The sequence below is a fragment of the Vibrio sp. Y176 genome (assembly GCF_033438945.1).
Window position 1 is genome coordinate 1 of record NZ_JAWOQS010000484.1, and the last position, 724, is coordinate 724.

At 44.6% G+C, this 724-nt stretch carries 1 protein-coding gene; it reads left to right on the forward strand.

The window, feature by feature from the left end; translation table 11 throughout:
- Positions 1–162: 162 nt before the first annotated feature.
- A partial coding sequence (locus R7O13_RS26855) for a chitinase N-terminal domain-containing protein (RefSeq protein ID WP_318305206.1) occupies positions 163–724 on the forward strand: 562 nt, incomplete at its 3' end.

The window sequence follows — 724 nt, forward strand, 5'->3', positions numbered from 1 at the left end:
CATGTGACTCGAAAACCGTTTTAATTTTTTTTGACGAAAAAAAACTCTCTGAAATGCTGAGTGTGATGCTTTTGCACGTGGTGTAAATCTGATCATCTTATCTGGTGCAAGAGCAGCTTATGTTCACGAAAGAACATGAATCCAAGGATTGAGAGAGAAGTTATGATTCGATTTAACCTATGTGCAGCTGGGGTTGCTTTAGCGCTATCAGGTGCTGCAGTCGCAGCTCCGACCGCACCAAGTGTCGATATGTACGGTTCTAATAACCTTCAATTTTCTAAAATTGAACTGGCTATGGAAACCACATCTGGCTACTACGACATGGTGAAATACCATGACCAAGCTAAAATCACCGTTAAATTCAACCAGTGGAGCGGTACACCTGGCGACACTTACAACATCTATTTTGATGGCGTAAAAGTCGCAACAGGCGCTATCACTGGCGGCCAAACCACAGCAACATTTGATTACGGCCAAGGCGGCTTGTACCAAATGGAAATTGAAGCGTGTGATGCTACAGGCTGTTCGAAAAGTGCTCCTGCAGAAATCACCATCGCGGATACAGATGGCTCTCACTTGAAGCCACTAACGATGAACGTTGATCCAAACAACAAAACATACAACACCGACCCTAGCGTCGTGATGGGTACGTATTTTGTTGAATGGGGCATCTATGGTCGTAACTACACCGTAGACAACATGCCAGCCGACAACTTAACTCACA